21 protein-coding genes are annotated in these 18,265 nt (G+C 60.9%); 10 read left to right on the forward strand and 11 right to left on the reverse strand.

Going from position 1 to position 18,265, the window contains the following annotated elements; translation table 11 throughout:
- Nucleotides 1-89 precede the first annotated feature (89 nt).
- The gene (locus HX812_RS23610; protein ID WP_038847440.1) at nucleotides 90-1,916 is read right to left on the reverse strand and encodes a long-chain-acyl-CoA synthetase; all 1,827 of its coding nucleotides are present in this window, start codon (nucleotides 1,914-1,916) and stop codon (nucleotides 90-92) included.
- Between the two features lie 352 nt (nucleotides 1,917-2,268).
- Here HX812_RS23610 and HX812_RS23615 point away from each other — a divergent pair, with 352 nt between their 5' ends.
- On the forward strand, nucleotides 2,269-2,547 hold the full coding sequence (locus tag HX812_RS23615; RefSeq protein WP_010208870.1) for a DUF3509 domain-containing protein: 279 nt from the start codon (nucleotides 2,269-2,271) through the stop codon (nucleotides 2,545-2,547).
- Between the two features lie 59 nt (nucleotides 2,548-2,606).
- Here HX812_RS23615 and HX812_RS23620 read toward each other — a convergent pair whose 3' ends face one another.
- From HX812_RS23620 to aroC, 4 genes are all read right to left on the reverse strand, one after another.
- Nucleotides 2,607-2,876, reverse strand: coding sequence for a response regulator transcription factor (locus HX812_RS23620; RefSeq protein ID WP_033900889.1), 270 nt, complete (start codon nucleotides 2,874-2,876; stop codon nucleotides 2,607-2,609).
- Between the two features lie 212 nt (nucleotides 2,877-3,088).
- Nucleotides 3,089-3,619 (reverse strand): acireductone dioxygenase, encoded by a 531-nt coding sequence (locus tag HX812_RS23625; protein ID WP_038847442.1) that lies wholly within the window; start codon nucleotides 3,617-3,619, stop codon nucleotides 3,089-3,091.
- A complete protein-coding gene (locus HX812_RS23630; RefSeq protein ID WP_038847443.1) occupies nucleotides 3,616-4,776 on the reverse strand; it encodes an MFS transporter in 1,161 nt (386 codons plus the stop codon). Before HX812_RS23630 ends, HX812_RS23625 begins: the two co-directional genes overlap by 4 nt.
- A 10-nt stretch (nucleotides 4,777-4,786) precedes the next feature.
- A complete protein-coding gene (gene aroC / locus HX812_RS23635) occupies nucleotides 4,787-5,878 on the reverse strand; it encodes a chorismate synthase (RefSeq protein ID WP_038847444.1) in 1,092 nt (363 codons plus the stop codon).
- A gap of 143 nt (nucleotides 5,879-6,021) precedes the next feature.
- Between aroC and HX812_RS23640 the strand changes: the two genes are divergently transcribed.
- The gene (locus HX812_RS23640) at nucleotides 6,022-6,984 is read left to right on the forward strand and encodes an alpha/beta hydrolase (RefSeq protein WP_016976376.1); all 963 of its coding nucleotides are present in this window, start codon (nucleotides 6,022-6,024) and stop codon (nucleotides 6,982-6,984) included.
- A gap of 99 nt (nucleotides 6,985-7,083) precedes the next feature.
- Nucleotides 7,084-7,890, forward strand: coding sequence for a hypothetical protein (locus HX812_RS23645; protein ID WP_038847446.1), 807 nt, complete (start codon nucleotides 7,084-7,086; stop codon nucleotides 7,888-7,890).
- A 114-nt stretch (nucleotides 7,891-8,004) separates the two neighbouring features.
- Here the strand turns inward: HX812_RS23645 and prmB are convergent, their stop codons facing one another.
- Complete coding sequence (gene prmB, locus HX812_RS23650) at nucleotides 8,005-8,913, reverse strand: 50S ribosomal protein L3 N(5)-glutamine methyltransferase (RefSeq protein ID WP_038847447.1); 909 nt, start codon at nucleotides 8,911-8,913, stop codon at nucleotides 8,005-8,007.
- A 239-nt stretch (nucleotides 8,914-9,152) separates the two neighbouring features.
- Between prmB and HX812_RS23655 the strand changes: the two genes are divergently transcribed.
- From HX812_RS23655 to HX812_RS23675, 5 genes are all read left to right on the forward strand, one after another.
- Entirely contained in the window at nucleotides 9,153-9,743 is a 591-nt protein-coding gene (locus HX812_RS23655) for a cysteine hydrolase family protein (protein ID WP_010208860.1), read from the forward strand.
- A gap of 141 nt (nucleotides 9,744-9,884) precedes the next feature.
- The gene (locus tag HX812_RS23660) at nucleotides 9,885-10,205 is read left to right on the forward strand and encodes a hypothetical protein (protein ID WP_038847448.1); all 321 of its coding nucleotides are present in this window, start codon (nucleotides 9,885-9,887) and stop codon (nucleotides 10,203-10,205) included.
- 75 nt (nucleotides 10,206-10,280) lie between these two features.
- Entirely contained in the window at nucleotides 10,281-10,838 is a 558-nt protein-coding gene (locus tag HX812_RS23665; RefSeq protein ID WP_016976371.1) for a Smr/MutS family protein, read from the forward strand.
- A gap of 78 nt (nucleotides 10,839-10,916) precedes the next feature.
- Entirely contained in the window at nucleotides 10,917-11,462 is a 546-nt protein-coding gene (gene folE, locus HX812_RS23670; RefSeq protein WP_003442011.1) for a GTP cyclohydrolase I FolE, read from the forward strand.
- Nucleotides 11,463-11,563: 101 nt separating this feature from the next.
- The gene (locus HX812_RS23675) at nucleotides 11,564-11,935 is read left to right on the forward strand and encodes a glutathione S-transferase N-terminal domain-containing protein (protein ID WP_016976368.1); all 372 of its coding nucleotides are present in this window, start codon (nucleotides 11,564-11,566) and stop codon (nucleotides 11,933-11,935) included.
- 4 nt (nucleotides 11,936-11,939) lie between these two features.
- Here the strand turns inward: HX812_RS23675 and HX812_RS23680 are convergent, their stop codons facing one another.
- Genes HX812_RS23680 through HX812_RS23690 form a run of 3 tightly spaced genes read right to left on the reverse strand, consistent with a single transcriptional unit; the run spans nucleotide 11,940 to nucleotide 14,870 of the window.
- Nucleotides 11,940-12,254 carry a hypothetical protein gene (locus HX812_RS23680; protein ID WP_038847451.1) on the reverse strand — a complete coding sequence of 105 codons (315 nt, stop codon included), beginning with the start codon at nucleotides 12,252-12,254 and terminating at the stop codon, nucleotides 11,940-11,942.
- A complete protein-coding gene (locus tag HX812_RS23685; RefSeq protein ID WP_038847452.1) occupies nucleotides 12,251-13,576 on the reverse strand; it encodes an acyclic terpene utilization AtuA family protein in 1,326 nt (441 codons plus the stop codon). Before HX812_RS23685 ends, HX812_RS23680 begins: the two co-directional genes overlap by 4 nt.
- A 1-nt stretch (nucleotide 13,577) precedes the next feature.
- Nucleotides 13,578-14,870 (reverse strand): CitMHS family transporter, encoded by a 1,293-nt coding sequence (locus HX812_RS23690; protein ID WP_033900869.1) that lies wholly within the window; start codon nucleotides 14,868-14,870, stop codon nucleotides 13,578-13,580.
- A 111-nt stretch (nucleotides 14,871-14,981) separates the two neighbouring features.
- On the opposite strand from HX812_RS23690, the gene HX812_RS23695 reads away from it, so the two are divergent.
- Nucleotides 14,982-15,866, forward strand: a complete 885-nt coding sequence (locus tag HX812_RS23695; RefSeq protein WP_038847455.1) for a LysR family transcriptional regulator — start codon at nucleotides 14,982-14,984, stop codon at nucleotides 15,864-15,866.
- Here HX812_RS23695 and HX812_RS23700 read toward each other — a convergent pair whose 3' ends face one another.
- Both HX812_RS23700 and HX812_RS23705 read right to left on the reverse strand, forming a co-directional pair.
- On the reverse strand, nucleotides 15,867-16,469 hold the full coding sequence (locus tag HX812_RS23700) for a glutathione S-transferase family protein (RefSeq protein WP_016976364.1): 603 nt from the start codon (nucleotides 16,467-16,469) through the stop codon (nucleotides 15,867-15,869).
- A gap of 10 nt (nucleotides 16,470-16,479) precedes the next feature.
- Complete coding sequence (locus HX812_RS23705) at nucleotides 16,480-17,646, reverse strand: PLP-dependent aminotransferase family protein (protein WP_033900867.1); 1,167 nt, start codon at nucleotides 17,644-17,646, stop codon at nucleotides 16,480-16,482.
- 81 nt (nucleotides 17,647-17,727) lie between these two features.
- Here HX812_RS23705 and HX812_RS23710 point away from each other — a divergent pair, with 81 nt between their 5' ends.
- On the forward strand, nucleotides 17,728-18,159 hold the full coding sequence (locus HX812_RS23710) for a MarR family winged helix-turn-helix transcriptional regulator (protein ID WP_038847458.1): 432 nt from the start codon (nucleotides 17,728-17,730) through the stop codon (nucleotides 18,157-18,159).
- The last annotated feature ends 106 nt before the right edge of the window (nucleotides 18,160-18,265 follow it).

Below are 18,265 nucleotides of genomic sequence, written 5' to 3' on the forward strand. Positions count from 1 at the left end.
CTATATGGCGCCCAGTGTCGCGAGGGAGTTCCCGCCTGTCATGGCTTTTTTGTCAAAAGGCGCCATAGCCAGAATCAATAACGCTGCTTTTAATAACGGAACTGGCCACCTTGGATCTGCGCCAACAATTGTCCCGTCACCGGCACATAGCAGTCCGAACCTGGCAACCAGGCGTAGACCGGGTCATTGCCCGCTTTTTCAGGGTCGAACGCCTCCTCCTTGAGCTTTACCTTCTGGTATTTGAACGTACCGGTGGTTTCCATCTTGACCTTGATACGCAGGAACAACGGCACCGCGTAGTGCGGCAACTGGCCGTGGGCGAATTGCAGCAACTCGCGCATATCCAACGAGGCCAGCGATTCGCTCGGGGTGATGGCAACCATGCCGGCGCGGCCGTTGGTGTTTTCGATTTCCACACCGTAGGCCACCACTTCAGCGATCTGCGGGTGTTGCAGCAACACGTTCTCCACCTCGGTGGTGGAGACGTTTTCACCCTTCCAGCGATAGGTATCCCCCAGGCGGTCGACGAACTGCGCATGACCGAAGCCGATACTGCGCACCAGATCGCCGGTATTGAAGTAGCGGTCGCCTTTCTCGAATACGTCGGTGAGGATCACCTTGCGGTTCTTTTCCGGGTCGGTGTAGCCATCATAGGGCGACTTTTCATCGATCCTGGCCAGCAGCAAACCTTGCCCGCCAGTCTTTACTTTGTGCATGAAGCCATCGCTGCCACGAATCGGCTCGCCGGTGTCGTGGGCGTAGTCCACCAGCGCCCAGTGCTGTAGGCAAAAGCCGACGGTGTTGTCGAAGTTCAATACATTGGTGAAGCCGATGTTGCCGTCGCTGGCTGCATACAACTCGCAGACATGCTCAACCCCATACCGCGCCTTGAACTGCACCCACACGCCGGGGCGCAAGCCATTGCCGACCATCTTGGTCACGCGGTGATCGCGGTCGTTGAGGTTGGCGGGTTGATCGAGCAGGTAACGGCACAATTCGCCGACATAACCGAGGGTGGTCGCCTTGAAGCGGCGGGCGTCATCCCAGAATTGGCTGGCGCTGAACTTGCGCCGGATGGCGAACCCTGACGCCCCGACAATCGCCGAGCCCCAGCACACGCAAAGGCCGGTGGCGTGGTACAGCGGCAAGGTGCAATAGAGGACGTCGTCCGGGCCCATGTCCAGGGCGATGCTGCCGAAGCTGACGGCGGTTTTGGTCCAGCGGCCATGTTTCATGATGCCGGCCTTGGGCAAGCCGGTGGTGCCAGAGGTGTAGATATAGAAGCAGGGATCGTTGAAAAAGATCTGCGCGCTGCTGACCGGGTTATCCACCGGGGCGTCGGCGCTGGCGGCCATCAGGTCGACATAACCCTCGGGCGTCACAACGGCCTGCTGCTCCGGGATAAACCAGGACCGTGCAGTGGGAATGTCCACTTGATCGCGTACGGCATCATAGGCAGCCACCAATTCCGCGCCCACCACAATCGCCACCGGGCTCACCAGGTTCAGGCTGTGCACCAGCGCCGCTTGGGTCTGCGCCGTATTGAGCATGGCGCAGATGCCGCCCAGCTTGGCCACGGCCAGCACGTTCAGCAGCAACTCGGGACGGTTTTCGATAAACATCGCCACCACATCGCCCTTGCGAATGCCCTGGGCCTGCAAGTGGTGGGCGATACGGTTGGCGGATTGATTGGCCTCGGTGTAGCTGAGCACGCGGTCGGCGTACAACAACGCGGCGCCATCCGGATTGCGCTGGGTGGCTTGCTCGAAGGTCCAGCCCAGGCCGCAGGGCTGCTGAGGGTCGGTGACGTTGGCGGCACGCATGCCGCGCACTACCCGTGGCAGGGCGCGAACAATGGCGGGCACCTTACGCAGCATCATGCCCCAGGTGATCATGTCGTTTGGCGGTTGGCTCATGGGAACATCCTTTTTCTTATTCTTCGTAAACCTTGCAGGAAAGTACGTCAGCCTCTCTTCGGCTGTACACGCAGGATTTGAAAAGTTTTGTATCCCGATGAACGACCGCCGAAAAAAGGAATTCAGCGACGCCAGGGCAGTCTGTAGGAGTAATGGCGGGCCCGTTCGACCCCGACGGGCCACGCAAAATGCAGGATGCATGATGGCCATTCATGCAAATTGCACGAAATCGAAAATCTGCAATTTTTATATCTTATTGATTTATAACGATATTTTATAAAATCAATAGCTGGCACAATCACTGCACCTATCACTCCATGCTTGCCAACTTGAGCCAACGGAGCTGATAGACATGAGCCTGATCCAAGATAAATTCGCTTCAGTATTCTCCAACTACGACGTCACCACCCAGCCACGTCCCGACGGCGGCATCCTGTTGACCCTGCGTAACAGTGAAGGCAAACAGGTCAAGCGCTCGATCTCGTACCAGCAGTTGCACACGGCCGACCAATTGACTTGGGTGATCAGCGCCATCCGCCGCGACCTGGCTGAACAAGCCAGCGACCTGCCACAGATTTCGATGCTGCAAAGCCAGAACCGCTTTGCCCTGCCGACCTACCATTCGGCTTAATCAACCACAAAAGCAAAGGGCCGCGACACCCAGGGGTGTCGCGGCCCTTTTTCATGCGTTCAGCACAGGCCCTTGCGCGCCGCTTCATTCATTGCCTGGACGCGGTTACTGACTTCCAACTTGCCGTAGATATTGCGCAGGTGGAATTTTACCGTGGCTTCGGACGTGGCGCGTATCTGGCTGATCTCCCACACGGTCTTGCCTTCCGAGGCCCAACGCAGTATTTCCAGCTCCGTGCGAGTCAGGCTCTTGCCCGCCAGATTAATGCGCCGCCTGACAGCGTTGGGCACCGTATACGGCGCCAGAAACGATTCCCTTGGGCCTCTCATTAGTTCCTCTCCTTTATTATTGGCTGACGACCTATCACCCTTCGGATTCCTCCTATTGACGGATGATATAAACGCTATTGCCGAAGAGAGTTACATAAGGCGTGGGATTAAGGCGCACCCATGAGAATAAACAGCAAGCCCCTACATGAGCTTAAGTTTCTTCCCACAACAACTTCCAACATGCGGGACTTGAAGATTCTGATAGCTCGCGATCAGTCATCCAAACCGGGAAAACGCCGGGCAATATCGTCACCGGTGAATGCTGGCACCCACCCTTTCTCGGTATTGAATAAACGCAACGCCACGAAGTGCGGGTTCTCACCCATGTCGAACCAATGTGCCACACCGGCCGGGATCACCAGCAGGTCATTCTTCTCACAGCGTATGGCGTATACGTAATCGCCAATATGCAACGCGAACAGGCCCTGGCCGGCAAGGAAAAAACGCGCATCGTCTTCGCTATAGCGGCGCTCATCGAGAAACTGCCCACGTAATTCGGCGTTCTGCGCGGGGTCGCCGGCATCCCTCATCACCTCGGCGGCGCGGTAGCCGAGCTGATCAATCTGCGCCTGGCAGGCGGCAATCAACTCGCCATCGCTGGCGCCCTTCTCGACCGGGCCGGGCTGCCAGCGCTCAAAACGCACGCCCTGCTCGGCCAGGGTGGCGGCGATGTCGTCAAAATGGGTCAGGACCTTGTTCGGCGTTTCCGGTGTAGCGACGGAGTAGACAGCGACATAACTCATTGAAGGGTTCCTTGGTTCTGCTCTTGCAATCGAAAACCGATGATAACGGCGGCCGCCAAGGCGGCGACACTGGCGATGCTGAAGGTCAGGGTCGGCCCCAACAGGTTCCAACTGTAGCCTGAATACAGGGCGCCCAATGCGCCACCGGTGCCGGCCAACGCGGCATACAGCGCCTGGCCCTGGCCTTGTTGCTTGTCGCCGAAACTGCGCTGCACAAAGGCAATCGCCGCCGCATGGAAACTGCCAAAGGTAGCGGCGTGCATCACCTGCGCCAGCAACAGCACCCAGAAAAACTCGGCAAACGAGCCCAGCAGCAGCCAGCGCAGCGCCGCCAGCAGGAAACTCGCCAGCAGCACCCGGCGTACCGAAAAGCGCGAAAGGATGCGGCTCATGGCCAGGAACATCAGCACTTCCGCCACCACGCCCAACGCCCACAGCATGCCAATCACACCGCGGCTGTAGCCCAGGTGTTCGAGGTGCAAGGTGAGAAAGGTGTAATACGGCCCATGGCTCATCTGCATCAGCGCCACGCAGGCATAAAACGCCAGGACGCCGGGGCTGCGCAATTGTTTGAGGAAGCCCCCGCCCGCCAGACGATTGCCGTGGCTGGCAGGTTGCGCATTCGGCACCCACAGGCTGGCACCGATGATGCCGGCCATGATCACCACGACCACCACCGGGTAGATGTCCAGGCTCAGCCAGTCGAACAGGCGGCCCATGATCACCACGGTGAGGATGAACCCGATGGAGCCCCACAAGCGGATCTGGCTGTAGCGCGAGGTTTGTTTTTGCAGGTGCGCCAGGGTGATGACTTCAAACTGCGGCAGCACCGCATGCCAGAAGAACGCATGCAGGGCCATGACCAGGGCCAGCCAGGCGTAGGTATGGCTGATGAAGATCAGCGAAAAACTCGCCAGGGTGCACACCGCGCCAAAACGTACGATGGCCAGACGCCGGCCGGTGTAGTCACCCAGCCAGCCCCACAGGTTGGGCGCCACGCAGCGCATCAGCATAGGGATGGCCACCAGCTCGCCGATGCGCGCGCTGGAGAAGCCCAAGTGGTCGAAGTACAGCGCCAGGAACGGCGCCGTCGCCCCCAGGAGGGCGAAGTAGAACAGGTAGAAGCTGGAGAGGCGCCAGTACGGGAGGGCTGTCACAGCCGAGCCGTCACAGCTGGCCCAGCACCGGCGTACTCACGCGAACATCGGCATTCTGCCCACGGTTGCGCAGCAAATGGTCCATCAACACGATGGCCATCATCGCTTCGGCAATCGGCGTGGCACGGATGCCGACGCACGGATCGTGGCGGCCCTTGGTGATCACGTCCACCGGGTTGCCGTGCACATCAATCGAACGGCCCGGCGTGGTGATGCTCGACGTCGCCTTGAGCGCCAGGTGCGCCACAATCGGTTGACCCGAAGAAATGCCACCGAGGATGCCGCCCGCGTTGTTGCTGAGAAAACCTTCCGGGGTCAGTTCGTCGCGGTGCTCGGTGCCGCGCTGGGACACGCACGCAAAACCCGCGCCGATTTCCACGCCTTTCACCGCGTTGATGCTCATCAGCGCATGGGCCAGTTCAGCATCCAGGCGGTCGAAGATCGGTTCGCCCAGGCCGGGCTTCACGCCTTCGGCAACCACGGTGATCTTGGCGCCGACGGAGTCCTGGTCACGGCGCAACTGGTCCATATAGGCTTCCAGTTCCGGCACCTTGTCCGGGTCAGGGCTGAAGAAGGCGTTGTCTTCGACGCTGTCCCAGGTCTTGAACGGGATGTCAATCGGGCCCAACTGGCTCATGTAGCCACGGATCACAATGCCTTGGGTCGCCAGGTATTTCTTGGCGATGGCACCGGCCGCCACGCGCATCGCGGTTTCGCGCGCCGAGCTGCGGCCACCGCCACGGTAGTCGCGCTCGCCGTATTTGTGGTGATAGGTGTAGTCGGCGTGGGCCGGGCGGAACAGGTCCTTGATCGCCGAGTAGTCCTTGGACTTCTGGTCGGTGTTGCGGATCAGCAGGCCGATGGCGCAACCGGTGGTGCGGCCTTCGAACACGCCGGAGAGGATCTCGACTTCGTCGGGCTCCTGGCGCTGGGTAGTGTGGCGGCTGGTGCCGGGCTTGCGGCGGTCGAGGTCACGCTGCAAGTCTTCCAGGGACAGCTCGAGGCCGGGCGGGCAGCCGTCGACAATGGCGACCAACGCCGGGCCATGGCTTTCGCCCGCGGTGGTGACAGTGAACAGCTTGCCGAAGGTATTGCCGGACATGCAGGGCGCTCCGTGAAATCAGTTGAATCAAGTCAACCGTAATAACTTAAGGCGGCCAGTATACGCAGGCTAACCGAGTAGTTCATCCTCGAAACCTTAGCGGTAGACCTTGGTCCAACCGGCACCTCTCCAATGATGGCGCGATGATGCTGCGAGTTCTGCTTTTGACCCTCACCCTGTTTTCCAGCCTGGGCTTCGCCGCCTCCCCCGTGGTGTTGCAACGGCCTATCAGCCTGGACACCGGCAGCGGCGAGCTGTTTGGCTCACTCTTACTGCCTAAATCCGACAAACCCGTGCCGGTGGTGCTGATCATCGCCGGTTCCGGCCCTACCGACCGCAATGGCAACAGCGCCGACGGTGCGCGCAACGACAGCCTCAAGCGCCTGGCCTGGGTGCTGGCGCGGCATAACATCGCCAGCGTGCGCTACGACAAACGCGGCGTCGCGGCCAGCCTGGCGGCCACCCCCGACGAACGCAACCTGACCCTCGACGCCTACGTCGCCGACGCCGTGGCCTGGGGCAAACTGCTCAAGGCCGACAAACGCATGGGTCCGCTGATTGTGCTGGGCCACAGCGAAGGTGCGCTGGTGGCCGCCCTCGCCGCGCCGCAACTGGACCCGGCGGGCGTTGTCTCGTTGTCTGGCAGTGCGCGCCCGGTGGATCAAGTGATCCGCCAACAGTTGGCCGATCACCTGCCCCCTGCCCTGCTGCTGCGCAGCAACCAAATCCTCGATCACCTCAAGGCCGGCCAAGTGGATGCGGATGTGCCTGGCCCGCTGGAAGGCATTTTCCGACCCAGTGTGCAGCCATATCTGATCAGCCTGTTTCGTGCCGATCCGTCGGCAGCCTTTGCCAAATTGAACATGCCGGCACTGATCATCCAGGGCACCAACGATATCCAGGTCGGCGTGGGCGATGCCCAGCAACTTAAAAAAGCCAAGCCCGACGCGCAGCTTGTGCTGATCGAGGGCATGAACCACGTGATGCGCATCGTGCCCAACGATGTGAAGCAGCAATTGGCCTCCTACAACGACCCGCAACTGCCCCTCGCCGCCGAGCTGGGCAACCGCCTGGTGCGCTTTATCGACGGACTTCAACCCCGTTAAGCGACAATTTGCCTCCAGTCCTGGGCAAAGCGGCCGATAAGCCCAGAGTCGACAGTAAAAAGACTGTCGACTCGCAGGGCTTGGACAGGATCGCGCCGCATGACAACCACTGAAGCAACACCGGAATCCACCGCCGACACCCCGGCAGACAAAACCGAGGCCGTCGACGCGGCGCCCCTGCCGTGGGCGGATGTCCAGGCTGAGCATTTCAAGATGCTGCGCCTGGCGCCCCTGGCCACCGACCGCGCCACGGGCGTGCGGCCTTTGCGCTTCGTGCAGTTCGGCTATGCCGAGCGCAACGACAAACACCACAGCCTGCTGCGCATGGTCATCCAGTTGCCCGGCCAGCGCGTGCGCCGTGAACAGAATCATCTGGATATCTGGGTCGACCACGACACGCACCGCGTGCACTTCGGCCCGGGCAACAGCCTGGAGATCGAACCGGCCAACCGTGGCATCGGGCGCTTCCTGGTGGCCCAAGGCGCTGCCTGGGCGAAAAAGAAATGGTCGCACTACCGCGTCGACGGCGTTGACCTGGCCAACAAAGATGCGCTGAACGAAGCCACCCGCCTGCGCCGCGATCACTTCCTGCGCATCCAGGGTTTTGATGTGGCTTACGCCGATGTGCAGCACCTCAAGGGTAATGTGCAGCCGGGCAAGGTCAGTGACGTGCTGGATAGTTGGAACACCGAGAAGGTGCAGTTCGTAGAAATCCTGGAAGCGGCGCAGATGCTGCAACAGGCAGAACAGAACCTGGCAGAGCAGGAAGTGAAGCTGCGCAAGGAAGAGGAAAAGGTCACCAAGTTCAAGCGTGAAGACAGCGGGTTGCGCTTTACCATCACGTGCCTGGTGGCGTTTACGGTGTTTCAGGCGGGGTTGTTGATCTGGATTGCAACTCACCGCTGACAGCGGCGCAAATGCGTTCAAAAATGTGGGAGCTGGCTTGCCTGCGATAGCGCCAGTGAATTCACCACCGCTATCGCAGGCAAGCCAGCTCCCACACTGACCGCGTTCGCGCAGTTAGACCTTGGCGGCAAATGCTGCCTGATGTTGACGGCACTGCTCAGCCGTCAACATGAACACCCCGTGGCCACCGCGCTGGAAGTCCAGCCAGGCAAAGTCCACTTCCGGGTACAGTGCCTCGACGTGCACTTGGCTGTTGCCCACTTCAACAATCAGCAACCCCTTTTCGGTCAGGTGGTCCGCCGCTTCGGCCAGCATGCGCCGCACCAGGTTCAAACCGTCGTCGCCACAGGCCAGGCCCAGCTCCGGTTCGTGCTGGTATTCGTCAGGCATGTCGGCGAAGTCTTCGGCATCCACATACGGCGGGTTGGACACGATCAGGTCAAAACGCTGGCCCGGCAGGCCGTCGAAACCGTCACCCTGCACGGTATAGACACGCTCATCGACGCCATGGCGCTCGATGTTCTGGTTGGCCACTTCCAAGGCCTCGAAGGACAAGTCCCCCAGCACCACTTCGGCGTCCTGGAACTCGTAGGCGCAGGCGATACCAATGCAACCGGAACCGGTGCACAGGTCGAGGATGCGCGCCGGCGGCTGCGCCAACCAGGGCTCGAAGCGGTTTTCGATCAGCTCGCCGATCGGTGAGCGCGGGATCAGCACGCGCTCATCGACGATAAACGACATGCCACAGAACCAGGCCTCACCAATCAGGTAGGGTGTCGGCACGCGTTCGTGGATGCGGCGATGCAACAAGCGTTGCAGGTGGGCGACTTCCTCTTCTTCCAGGTTGCAGTCGAGGTAGCTGTCGGCAATTTCCCACGGCAAGTGCAAGGCACCGAGCACCAGTTGCCGGGCATCGTCCCAGGCATTATCGGTGCCATGGCCAAAAAACAGGTCTTCCCCATGGAAACGGCTGACAGCCCAACGGATATGGTCGCGCAAGGTGCGCAGGCGGGAAGTGGTCACGGGGGCAAGCTCCTGGAAAAAACGACTGGCGATTCTAACAGCCTTCACCTGTACCGACGATGTACGAAAACCCGGCGCCACCCGTCGGATTTCATCCAAATTGCCATCATTGTGTTAAACAGGCCCACCTCTTGACATGGCTGCACGTCAACAACGGCGTACCTTACGATGGTAGCGATTCACAGAACCGCTCAGCCAGTGGACAATGTCGCAAAAGCCCCCCTCACAGGAGCCCCAGAATGTCCGTTCCAAAGACGATGTTTCAACTCAGCGGTCGTGGTTACGCAGCAGCGAACCTCAGCCATGCGACCCTCGTGATCATCGACGCCCAGAAGGAATACCTCAGCGGCCCCCTCGCCCTTTCGGGCATGGACGCGGCCGTCGGCAATATCAAGCAACTTGTGTCCGCCGCCCGCAACGCTGGGCGTCCGATTGTCCATGTGCGTCACCTAGGCACCGTGGGTGGCCTGTTCGACCCACAGGGCGAGCGTGGCGAATTCATTCCAGGGCTTGAGCCTGAAGGCGACGAAACCATCATCGGCAAGCTGCTGCCCAGCGCCTTCCATGGCACCGGCCTGGAAAAACACTTGCAGGACCTCGGTTCCCTGGACCTGATCGTCTGCGGTTTCATGAGCCACTCCAGCGTCAGCACCACCGTGCGCGCCGCCAAGAACCTGGGCTTTCGCTGCACCCTGGTGGAAGACGCCTGCGCCACACGTGACCTGCCTTACAAAGGCGGCATCCTCAGCGCCGAGCACGTGCAGCAGACCGAAATGGCCATCATGGCCGACAATTTCGCCACCCTGGCGCTGACCAAAGATCTGATCTGATCAACCTTCTGATGAGCGGCGCGGCCTGTTTAGGGCCCCGCTCATCTGCAAAGCCCTCTCATTTGGCGCATTTACCCCTCCCCCCGGAACAACCTGTGTATTGTCCGGTCGAAGGGCCGATACCCTGGAGGAAAGGTCGGAATGAAGATATCCGATGGTTTTGACGCTCGTCGCTTGCGCCCCAAGGGCCCGAGCAATTGGCGTCTGCGCCTGGTGGCCGGCATTGCCGCGTTGCTGGCGATAGTTGGTGTGCTGTTGGCCGGCGCTGGTGGCGCCGGTTTGTTGGGTCACTCGCCGGCCCTCGGCGAGCTGAATGCCAGCCCTGGTGGCTCGGCGATTCTGTTGTTGATCGGGCTGCTGGTGCTGTGGTTGGGCGTATGGTTATGGCGGCGCAGCCGTCGGAAGATGCGTCAGCCGTTGTCGCTGAATATCGCTTCACACCTGATGAAAAAGCACGACTGATGGCGCTTGAATAGCGTTTCCTGCGCCCTGGCCGCCGCGATTTAGGTAAACTGCCCGCCCTTCGCGGAGGCCAACATGCAAGACGACGATTTTTCCCTGTTCAAAAACGAGCTGCGCGGCGTCAAGCCGATCAAGCACGACCGCGCCGACACCGGCAAACCCAAGGCCGACCGCGCGCAGATCGCCAAGCTGCGCCAGGCCGCGACCGTGCGCACTGACGCCACCACCGTGGACGGCCTGTCGGACCAGTTCGTGATCGATGTCGGCCCTGAAGACGAGCTGATGTGGGCCCGCGATGGCGTGCAGGAAAGCCAGATGCGCAAGCTCAAGGCCGGCCAGATCCCGTTCGAAGGCAGTCTCGACCTGCATGGCATGAACGTGGAAAAAGCCCGGGAAACCCTGTGGGCCTTCCTTGCTGAAGCCACCAAGTTCGAAATCCGCTGCGTACGCGTCACCCACGGCAAGGCTGTGCGGCTGGACGGCAAGCGCCCGATGATCAAAAGCCACGTCAACACCTGGCTGCGCCAGCATGCCCAGGTGCTTGGCTTTACCTCATGCCAGGCCCGCCACGGCGGCGCGGGGGCGGTGTATGTGATGCTCAAGCGTACGATGATGGAAGGGCGCGACGAGTAACAAGTGCCATCGCCAGGCTTGCAGCGATGTGCCCGCCACCGTAACCTTGCGCTTTGCGAAAATCCCACAGGTAGTTTCATGTCCCTGGAACAGAATTACACCGCGATCCTCGGCCAACTCGGCGAGGACGTTTCCCGCGAGGGTCTGCTCGACACGCCAAAGCGTGCCGCCAAGGCGATGCAGTACCTCTGCCGCGGCTATGAGCAGACTCTGGAAGAAGTCACCAACGGTGCCTTGTTCAGCTCCGACAACAGCGAAATGGTGCTGGTCAAGGACATCGAGTTGTACTCGCTGTGCGAACACCACCTGCTGCCGTTCATCGGCAAGGCCCACGTCGCCTACATCCCAAGCGGCAAGGTGCTGGGCCTGTCGAAGGTTGCGCGGATTGTCGACATGTACGCCCGCCGCCTGCAGATCCAGGAAAACCTCAGCCGCCAGATCGCCGATGCCGTGATGCAAGTGACCGGCGCCCTGGGCGTGGCCGTGGTGATCGAGGCCAAGCACATGTGCATGATGATGCGCGGTGTGGAAAAGCAGAATTCGTCGATGATCACCTCGGTGATGCTGGGTGAGTTCCGCGAAAACGCAGCCACCCGCAGCGAATTCCTCAGCCTGATCAAGTAACCGGCTGCGGACGAAAAAACCGGCGTTCATCGCCGGTTTTTTTTCGCCTGCAAAATTGAGGTAAGCTGCGGCCCCTTCTTCATGGGCAAGAGGTTTCAGCCATGTTCGTCAAAGCACTTCGAGTGGGCCTCGGCCACGTCATCATCGCGGGCGACTTTCTTACCCGCCCACGCAAAAAGCAGCGTTCCGCCGAGCAACAGGCACAGGTGAATGCAGCGGCCAAGGAGCTGACGCTGTATCAGTTCCACGCTTGCCCATTCTGCGTGAAGACCCGCCGCACCCTGCACCGCCTGAATGTGCCCGTCGCGCTGAAAGATGCGAAGAACAACGAACAGGACCGCCAGACCCTGCTTGAGCAAGGCGGCAAGATCAAGGTGCCGTGCCTGCGTATCGAAGAGAATGGCCAGACCACCTGGATGTACGACTCCAAGGTGATCATTGATTATCTGGACAAGCGTTTCGCCGGGGTTTGACCGCCTACTGCTGAATCGACAGTTCCAGTAGCGCCGAGCCCAGGCACTTGCCATGGGCATCCAGCGCCAGCGAGCGGGTGACGCCACCGCGCAGGATGCCCGGCAACACGAAGTTCAGCGCCTGCACATTCGGCAATTCATAGCGCCGCACAGGCGCTGCGCCGGGCTCACGCAACCCCGCGAAAAACTCGGCCACGCGCTCGGCCGTCAACTGTTCGCAGAGCAGTGGGTAATCCTCGACACGATAGGCAATGATCGAAATGTTCGACGTATCGCCTTTATCCCCAGTGCGGGAATGGGCCAGCCTCTGCAGCTTCATGCTTCGATCCTCGGGTTGACCTTATCGCGCGGCAGCAACAACGACGCTATCGCGACCACCTGACGCACGCTTTTGCTCGCGCCGCCGCCGCCCGACGGGCCGTTGGTGTAGAGGGTTTCCACTTCATTGCCGACGCGTACCGCCTCACCGCGCGCCTCACAGCGAGCCGCCACGCGCAGGCGCACTTCCCAGGGCTCGACCGTGCTGCGTGGGCCGTGGAGCGAATCCATGCCGATCAGTTCGGCACGCACGTCTTGCATCTTCACGCCCATCAACTCAAGGCGCTTGAGGACCACATCCCGCGCCAGCTGCGCCCGTGCGACAGCGCCGGGACCGCCGTAGGACATCTGCCCTTCACCAATCCAACCGTCCAGATAGCCGACGCTGACTTTCAGCTGTTCGGGGCGCGCGCGACCGTCTGCACCTTGGGCGCGAACGTGATCAACGCCCTCCTCCACAAACCCCACTTGGGAAAAATCCGCCGTCACGTCAGGCGTGAGGTACGCCGCCGGGTCGTGCACTTCATAGATCAGCTGTTCAGTGCAGGTCGCACGGCTGACCCGCCCGCCGGACCCAGCTACCTTGGTAATCACCGCCTCGCCGTCCGCAGTGATCTCGGCCAAGGGGAAACCCAGACGCGCCAGGTCCTCCACATCCTTGAAGCCAGGATCGGCAAAATAGCCGCCGCTGACTTGCCCGGCACATTCAAGCAAATGCCCCACCAACGTGCCGCGCCCCAGGCGCTGCCAATCGTCCGCGGCCCAGCCGAATTCAAACATCTGTGGCGCGAGGAACAACGAAGGGTCGGCCACGCGCCCGGTGATCACCACGTCGGCATCCGCGTGCAACGCCTGCAGAATGCCGTCGACGCCCAAGTAGGCATTCGCGGAAATCAGCCGCTCACCCAAGGCGCCGACCGTCTGGCCGTTATCCAGCAGAAAGTCAGGCTTCAACACATCCAACACGTCATCGCCGACCACCGCGACGACCTTGAGCGCAAAGCCCAGTTCACGCGCAATTCGCCGCACCTCACTGGCCGCCGACACCGGATTGGCCGCGCCCATATTGGTGATCACCCGTAGGCGACGACGCCCGGCCCTTACGCCCACAAACGGCAGCACGCGGCGCATACGCTCACTCAGCAGCGGGTCGTAACCGCCCTCGGGATCGCTGATGCGTGCCTGTTGCGCCAAGGCAATCGTGCGTTCGGCCAGGCATTCGAACACCAGGTAATCCAGTTCGCCGTGCTCGGCCAGTTCTACGGCAGGTTCGATACGGTCGCCGGAATAGCCGGCGCCGGAACCGATGCGCAAGGTTTTCATCTCAAATAACTCCCAGGAGCAACGCGGTCAGGGTCATCAACACCGACGCGGCAAACAGAAACGGAATGGTGAAGCGCTGGTGATCGGCCAGTTCGATCTTGCACAGGCCCACCAGCAGGAAGGTCGCGGGGGTCAGCGGGCTGACCGGGAAGCCGGTGGTGTGCACGCCCAGCAACGAGGCCTGGGCCACTTGCAGCGGGTCGACGCCCAGGGCCTTGCCGACTTCGGCGATCACCGGCATCACGCCGAAATAGTAGGAATCCGGGTCAAACAACATGCTCAGCGGCATGGAGATAAAGCCCACCACCGCCGGGATCAACTTGCCGTGGCCGGCCGGAATCTGCGCCACCGCCACTTCGGCAATCGCCTTGAGCATGCCGGTGCCCTGCATGATCCCGGTGAACACCCCGGCGGCGAGCAGGATGCTGGCCATGGTCAGGGCGGTCTTGGCATGGGCGTCGATGCGGGCGCGCTGAGCGTCCACATTCGGATAGTTGATGCACAGCGCCACCACGGTGCCGAGCATGAACATCACCACGGGGTCGACCCAACCGGCAATCATCACCACCATCACCAGCACGGTCAGGATCAGGTTGACCCAGAACAGCCGCGGACGACGTAGCTTGATGTCGTCGTCGCTCAGTACCCGTTGCGGCACCGCGTCCACGGTGGAGCCGGCGCCGAGGCCCAGGCGTTTTTCTTCGCGACGGCCAAGCCACCAGGCGCAGGCGAAAACGAAAACCAGGCCGACGATCTGCACCGGGATCAGCGGTTGGAACAGGTCTGCCACCGGCACGTGCAGGGCCGCCGACGAGCGCAGCACCGGGCCGGTCCACGGCAGAAAGTTGACCCCGGCTGCCATCGCGCAGACACACGCCAGAATGCGTTTATCGATACCCAGCCGTGTATACAGCGGCAGCATCGCCGGCACCGTCACCAGAAAAGTCACCGCGCCGGAACCGTCCAAATGCACCAACAGCGCCAGGGTCGCGGTGCCTACGACAATGCGTGTAGGACGCGTGCCGACCGTGCGCAGGATGCGGTCAATGATGGGATCGAGCATGCCGGCATCGGTCATGATCCCGAAAAACAGGATCGCAAACACAAACATGCCCACCACGGGGGCGACGTTCTTGATACCGGTGATGATGAAGGCGCTGGTTTGCAGGCCGAACCCGCCGAGCAACGCGGCGATGATCGGCAAGGCGATCAGGGCCACCAGCGGCGAGAGGCGTTTGCTCATGACGGCAGCGAGCAGGCACAGGATGGTGATGACACCCAGGGTAGCGAGCATGGGTTACTCCAGAGCGGCCTTGTTGGCCGGTTATTGTTTTCCCTGGAGTATTGGAAGCGGGTTAGTCTTTGTAAATTGGAATATTCACCAGCTAGTGTTCGGAAAAACAAAATGAAGAACAGTATCCAACACATTCAGGCGTTTCTGGCGGTGGCTCGCACGGGCAGCTTTACCAAGGCCGCCAACGAGTTGCACCTGTCGCCCTCCGCACTCACCGTACAAGTTCAACAGCTGGAAGACTGGCTCGGCGTCGCCCTGCTCGACCGCAGCCCGCGACATGTGACCATTACCGCCGCCGGCCAGGACGCGCGCGGCCCCATGGAAAAACTGCTGCTGGACCTGGACAACATTGTCACCGGCTCCCGCGACCTCGCCGCCCTGCGCCGGGGCGTGGTCACCATCGCCGCCCTGCCCTCGGTGTGCGCCGGCAGTTTGCCGCCGGTTCTACGCTTGTTTCGCGAACGTTTTGCCGGAATCGAGGTACGCCTGCATGATCTGGTGGCCCACCGTATTCATGCCCAGGTACGTTCCGGCGAGGTAGATTTCGGTATCGGCGTGCGCGCACGGCTCAGCCATGGCCTGGAGTTCGTACCAGTGCTGAATGATCGCCTGTGTGCGTTCGTGCCGGTGGATCATCCGCTCACCCGCCATCGCCAACTGACCCTGGAGCAATTGGCCGACCAACCGATCATCCTCACCGGCCGCGACAGCAGCGTGCGCGAGCAAGTGGATGCACTGTTCGATGAGACGCGCCTGACAATGAACGCCGGCATGGAGGCCAACTACATGTCCACGGTGTTGGCCCTGGTGCGCCAGGGGCTGGGGATCAGTGTGCTGCCGGAGTCGGCGGCGGACAGTTTGGAGGGATTGAATCGCATCAACATCGATCATCCCGGCGTGAACCGGGAGATCGGCTTGATCAGTCGCAGTGGGATGGGCTTGAGCCCGGCAGCGCAGCGGTGTTTCGAGTTATTGAGCAACGAATTGCGCGGGTGATCAATCGAGCATCGCCACATGCTTGGGATGGCTGGCAACACGCTTCAACCACGCCTGCACACCCGGATAAGCCTCCAACTCAAAACCACCCTCATTCGCCACATGGGTGTAGGCATACAAGGCCACATCGGCGATGGAGAACTGATCGCCCACCAGGTACGGCGTGAGCTGCAATTGGCGCTCCATGACCTTGAGCGCTTTGTAGCCGCCCTTGTGCAGCTTCTTGTATTCCTCCAGGCGATCCTCGGGCAGCCCAAGGTAAAACTGGATAAACCGCGCCACCGCAATGTATGGCTCGTGGCTGTACTGCTCGAAGAACTGCCATTGCAGCACTTGGGTGCGCAGGCGCGGCTCGGACGGCAGGAATTCACTGCCATCGGCCAGGAAATTGAGGATCGCGTTGGACTCCCACAGGCAGGTGCCGTCTTCCAGTTCCAGCACGGGGATCTTGCCGTTGGGGTTCTTCGCCAGGAATTCGGCGGTCTGGGTGTCACCCTTGAGGATGTCCACATCGATCCATTGATACGGGATGCCCAGCAGGCTGAGCATCAATTTGATTTTGTAGCAGTTGCCCGACTTGTAATCGCCATAAACCTTGTACATGGGGCTCCCCTTATGCCGCTTGCGCGTGCTGTGCTTGACGGACCACCGCGGCCAGGCGCTTGAGACCTTCGTCGAGGCGGGCCGGATCGATATGGCTGAAATTGAGGCGCAACGAACCGTGATGGTGGTCCGGCTCGGAAAAGAACGGTTCACCAGGCATGAACGCGACGTTCTGCTCCAGCGCTTGCGCCAACAAGGTGCGGGTGTCGAGTGGCTGTTTCAAGGTCAACCAGAAGAATAATCCACCTTGGGGCACTTGCCAGTCGGCCAGATCGGCGAAATGACACTGTAGCGCAGCCTGGAATGCATCGCGGCGCTGGCGGTAAAAACTGCGCAGTTCCACGAGATGCTGTTGGTATTTTTCGCTGCCGATCCACTGCATCGCCTGCCATTGGCCGACGCGATTGGTGTGCAGGTCAGCCGATTGCTTGAGCTTGAGCAGGTGCGGGAACAAGTCCGGGCTGGCGATCAGGTAGCCGACGCGCAGGCCAGGCAACAGGGTCTTGGACACGGTGCCGGTGTAGATCCAGCTGGCCTTCTTCAGGCGCCCGGCGATGGGTTTGGCACTGCCGCCGTCGAAGGTCAGTTCGCGGTAGGGCTCGTCTTCGATCAGGGTCACGCCGAACTCATCGAGCAACGCGGCGACGGCTTCGCGCTTGGCTTCGCTGTAGCGCACGGCCGACGGGTTCTGGAAGGTCGGGATCAAGTAGATGAACGCCGGGCGATGGCGTTCGAGGCTGGCGCGCAACGCGCTCAAGTTCGGACCATCGGCTTCCAGTTGTACGGTGAGGCAATCGGCACCGAACAGTTGGAAGATCTGCAAGGCGGCCAGGTAGGTCGGGCCTTCCAGCAGAATCTGCGTGCCTTTATCGATGTACAGCTTGGCCGCCAGGTCCAGGGTTTGCTGGGAACCGCTCACTACCAGCACCTGGCTGGCCTGGCACGGCACGCCGAGTGCGCGGGCTTCGGCGGCGAGCTGTTCACGCAACTGCGGCTCGCCTTCGCTCATGCCGTATTGGCCGATGTTGAGGGGCATGTCGTCCCAGTTCAGCGCGGGCAACATGGCTTCGGCCGGCAGGCCACCGGCAAACGACATCACTTCCGGGCGCTGGGCTGCCGCGAGGATTTCACGGATCAAGGAGCTTTTGAGGCGCGTAACACGTTCAGAGAAGGCCATAAGGTCACCGGTAGCAAAGCCTGTGGGAAATACGTCAAACTGGTTGACCGAAATTACGACGACTCGCACGGATACGTCAATATGCTTGACCTTAAAAATCCCACCGCCCAGCAAACCGCCATGGAAGCGTTCTTCTTCGGCTACCAGGCGTTTACCGCCAAGGCCGATGAGATGCTTGAGCGCCGCGGCCTGAGCCGGGTGCATCAGCGCATCGTGTTTTTTATCGCACGCTACCCGACCTTGAGCGTGAAGGAACTGCTGGAATTGCTCGGTGTGAGCAAGCAGGCGCTGAACATCCCATTGCGGCAACTGCAGGAAATGCACTTGGTGAACAGCGTTGCGTCCGAGACCGACAAGCGCAAACGCCTGCTCGAATTGACTGAGGAAGGCCTGCGTTTCGAACAGTCGTTGCGCCGTGAACAGGTAAAACTGTTGCAACGTGCGTTCAGCGAGGCGGGCGAAGAAGCGGTGGCAGGATGGCTGGCGGTCAATCAGGCATTGAGCGCGAACTAGCCCTTCGCACCGCTATTCGAAAACATTATTTGCTTTATTTGTATACAAAAGCATAATTCGCCTCGTGCGAGTTCCTGACCTATTGGTCAACAAAACCCGCCAGTAC

Source organism: Pseudomonas sp. IPO3749, from assembly GCF_013386605.1.
Classification (GTDB): domain Bacteria; phylum Pseudomonadota; class Gammaproteobacteria; order Pseudomonadales; family Pseudomonadaceae; genus Aquipseudomonas; species Aquipseudomonas azotoformans_A.